The sequence below is a fragment of the uncultured Cetobacterium sp. genome (assembly GCF_947039425.1).
Classification (GTDB): domain Bacteria; phylum Fusobacteriota; class Fusobacteriia; order Fusobacteriales; family Fusobacteriaceae; genus Cetobacterium_A.
In genome coordinates this window covers 1-3,638 of the sequence record NZ_CAMQYW010000201.1, presented here as the reverse complement: position 1 = coordinate 3,638, position 3,638 = coordinate 1, and the positions used below count along the sequence as shown (strand labels likewise).

Below are 3,638 nucleotides of genomic sequence, written 5' to 3'. Positions count from 1 at the left end.
ATCCACCAATAGCATTATAATTAGTTTTTGTATATGATGAATACTTTGCTTTTTTATAATAATCCTCTTTAACTCTTGCCTTAGAATAATCTCCACCTAAAATAATATTACTATTTTCACCATAAGAGTATTTTAACTGAGTATTTGTATAATATGATTTCGTATTTTTTATTCTTCCCTTATATTTTGGAACTAAATCTTTTTCAGGATAACTATACGTATATTTTCTCTCTCTATACTCTCCAATTGCTGAAAGTGTTAATTTTGAATTTAGTTTTTTATTAAAATCTAAAATATATTTATCTTGTTTATTTGTGGCTAATTTACCTTTATAAAACTCATTTTGTCTTCTATCATCTTCATATTCTTTTTTAGTTAAATAACTAGATCCCCTTGATTTTCTTTCATTACGAATATATTTAAACCCAAGAGTTCCATCTTCTAAATTATGAGCAACTCCTATTTCTGCAAAATCTAAATCTTTTTTTGCATAATTTCTGTACTCATCTTTATTAGTTTTTACATATTTCATATCTATTGATGTATTTTTTGTTATATATGTTCCATAGTTTACATTGTATTTTTTTTCATTAAAAGATCCTAGTCTAAAACCAGTACTTCCCCATTGTTTTAAATCTTTATTTTTTTTAGTTATTACATTAATTACTCCTGCTGTTGCATTTCCTCCATACATAATTGCACCACCTGAAGGGAGTACTTCTACTTTTTTTATTTGTTCCACAGGGATAAAATCTAAATCAAAGGATCTATTATCAATTCCATTTTGAGGAACTCCATCTACTAAAACAATAAGAGTTTTATTTCCCATATTAGGAACCTGCCCTCTCATAGATAAGTTTCCTCCTGAAAAAGATATTCCTGGAATATCTACTAAAGATTCTTGTAAATTTTTATACCCTCTTTTTTTTATCTCTTCCTCTGTTATAACTGTGATATTTCTTGATGTTTCAATAACTGGTGTTTCCTCATATCTTTCAGCAGTTATTGTTGATTCCTCAAGTTTTATTGCCAAACTATTATCTTGACCATATAAATTTGAAGCTAAAAATAATGCTAGTATTGATATTTTTGTATACATAATACTCCTCCTAAATATTTTTTAAATATTTTAAGAGCTGCACAAAAACTATATATTGACTATTTGGTAAGTCTTCTGACTTAGTTTCATCCTACTTTCACACCTTCCCAGTTTCCCAGTGGTATAACGTGATTTCGTCCACCATACAGCAGTTTTCACTGTGTGGGATTCTCACCCACTTCCTTTATTAAGCTTTTTCAGCACCTAAACATCTAAATTGTATTATATACTATCATAACTTCCCATATTAATTCAACAGGTATAACTATTATATATACATAAATATAAAACAATCATTTTTTCCTTAAATTCTAGCATCAAAAAAACCATGAAACTAGATCCTCTTTTTCAAGTGTCTAGTTTCATGGTTTTAGCTTATAATTTTAGGAATTTTTATTTATTTAACTGCTCTAAAACTTCGCTCAAATTAAGACCATGAACAAAACAAGCCTGTTCTAAAGTCTCCATAGTTGATGAAGGACAACCTAAACACCCCATTCCAAAATCCATTAAAATTTTAGCAGCATTTTCATTCATTTTTAAAATATCCCCTATTACAGTATCTTTAGTTATCATCCTATTTTTCCTCCTTTAAGTATTTATTTTCTAAAGTGTTTAAAATATTTAAACATCTTATTTTTTCATTGGAATTTAAAGTTTCATATTCACAACAATCTTCATCTATTTTTAATATTATATTTTTAGATAATTCTCTCTCAGCATATGAATAGATAACTTTATCTTCTTTATCAATATGTCTCTCAAGTAAGTGTGTATATGAAATAGCATTTGCAATTATATCTAATTTAGCCTCGTTATTTCCAGTTCTAAAGTTATCAATTGCAATTTTTAAATCTCTTATATATAATCTTCCAAAATCATGTTCAACTAACATTCCATTTTTTATAATTGTTTCAGCAAGTTCTCCTAGATTGGTGGTCATTTCTTTAAAAAGAATTAATTCTTCTTTTTGATGGTGATGAGCATCTGCATAATTAACTATAAAATCAAGAGCTAAATTAAAATCTTTGTAATTAATTAGATTTTTTTCAAGGAGTTCATAACATATTTTTCTAATTATTTTTAACATAATTTTTATGTTATCGTGTTCTTCCTTCATTAATTCAATAGCATTTTTATTTAATATTTTTTTCTTCTTAATTTCAAAAATATCATAATTTTCTAAATACTCATAATTATTATTAATTTCATTAACAAAACTTTCAACCCATAATTTTCTAAAGTTATAAAAAACATCTACATCAATATTTTCTTTACTCCAAATATGTTCATGAGAACAAAATGCTCTTTTCCACTGTATTAAATCATCTTCTAAAATTAAAATGCTATTAACTTTATCACATGGCATTCCATCTAAAATAAAATCATTCATAGCAATGTAAATATCTTTGGCATTTTTAATATCTTTGGTACTTAAGATTATTTTCCCATCATTTATCCCTTTTCCTTTAAAAATCAACTCTAATTTTTCAAAGGAGTTGTTACAATTGATTAAGATCTCTTTGATCCAACATGCAATCCTTCCTTCAGAGGCGTTAATTCTATTTTGTAGCCACTGATGAATATTTTCTCTATCTATAATCTCTTCTAAATTTCTATTAGTAATTTTATTGCCATAAGAGACGTTAACTCTATCACTTATTTCTTTAACATTTAAATTTTCATTTTTAGCAAATTCTACAATTTCATCTTCTAAATCTTGAAACCATAAAATTTTATTAAATAATAAATAATGTACCTTTCCTAAAAATAAACTCATAATATCACCTCGTGTAATGAAGATATAGAAATCTTCATTAATTTATTTCTATTAATAAAAATTTACTATCAATAGTTGATTTTAACTCATAAAGAGTATCATTTGGAACTAGAAATACTTGATTTTTTTTAACAGAATGATTATTCTCATTTGTAGTAATTTGTAATTCTCCATCTAAAGTTAATATAAAAGTTTCACCTTCTACTTGATTATGTTCAATCTCTTCGCAATTAGATATATCAAATAAAAGAGAACTTAAATTATCTGTGTTTATAACTCTTTTACTAACAATTCCACCTTTAAACCCTTGAATAAATTGAGTAAAGTCTTTATTAAGTGAATAATCTATATTTATAAATCCTCCAGAACTTTCCTCTTTTTTAACTATAATAAGTAACATTTTACTTTTATCTAAAGCTTTTAAAGCATGTAGAACCTTAGCTGGCATTAAAATCATTTCATTTTCTTTCACTATATATATTTTTTTATCAATTGAAATTTCTAGTTCTCCTTCTAAAATATAAACTAATGCATCTGCTGGTGCAGAATGTTCATTAATAAATTCATTTTTATCAAATGAAAAAATTGTTATATTTAAATCTTTTGTTAAAGCTAACATAATGCTATTTATTGCATTGTCACTGTATGGAACTAAGTTTTTTAAATCAATTGATTTTTCAGATTGAATATTTTTAAAAGTACTCATAACAACCTCCTAATTTTAATATATTCATATAATTATTTTATAATTAATTATAT

General features: G+C 25.2%; 4 protein-coding genes and 1 riboswitch. All 4 genes read right to left on the bottom strand.

Annotated features, from left to right (window positions below; translation table 11 throughout):
• Positions 1 to 1,099 (bottom strand): TonB-dependent siderophore receptor (locus Q0V09_RS09120; RefSeq protein ID WP_297488740.1); only part of this gene is annotated, 1,099 nt, incomplete at its 3' end.
• 47 nt (positions 1,100 to 1,146) lie between these two features.
• Positions 1,147 to 1,322, bottom strand: a riboswitch (cobalamin riboswitch).
• A 170-nt stretch (positions 1,323 to 1,492) separates the two neighbouring features.
• On the bottom strand, positions 1,493 to 1,675 hold the full coding sequence (locus tag Q0V09_RS09115; RefSeq protein WP_297407951.1) for a DUF1858 domain-containing protein: 183 nt from the start codon (positions 1,673 to 1,675) through the stop codon (positions 1,493 to 1,495).
• A gap of 1 nt (position 1,676) precedes the next feature.
• Positions 1,677 to 2,879: a hemerythrin domain-containing protein gene (locus Q0V09_RS09110; RefSeq protein ID WP_297488737.1), complete on the bottom strand. Its 1,203-nt coding sequence runs from the start codon at positions 2,877 to 2,879 to the stop codon at positions 1,677 to 1,679.
• A 37-nt stretch (positions 2,880 to 2,916) separates the two neighbouring features.
• Positions 2,917 to 3,585: a cupin domain-containing protein gene (locus Q0V09_RS09105; protein ID WP_297488734.1), complete on the bottom strand. Its 669-nt coding sequence runs from the start codon at positions 3,583 to 3,585 to the stop codon at positions 2,917 to 2,919.
• Positions 3,586 to 3,638: the final 53 nt, after the last annotated feature.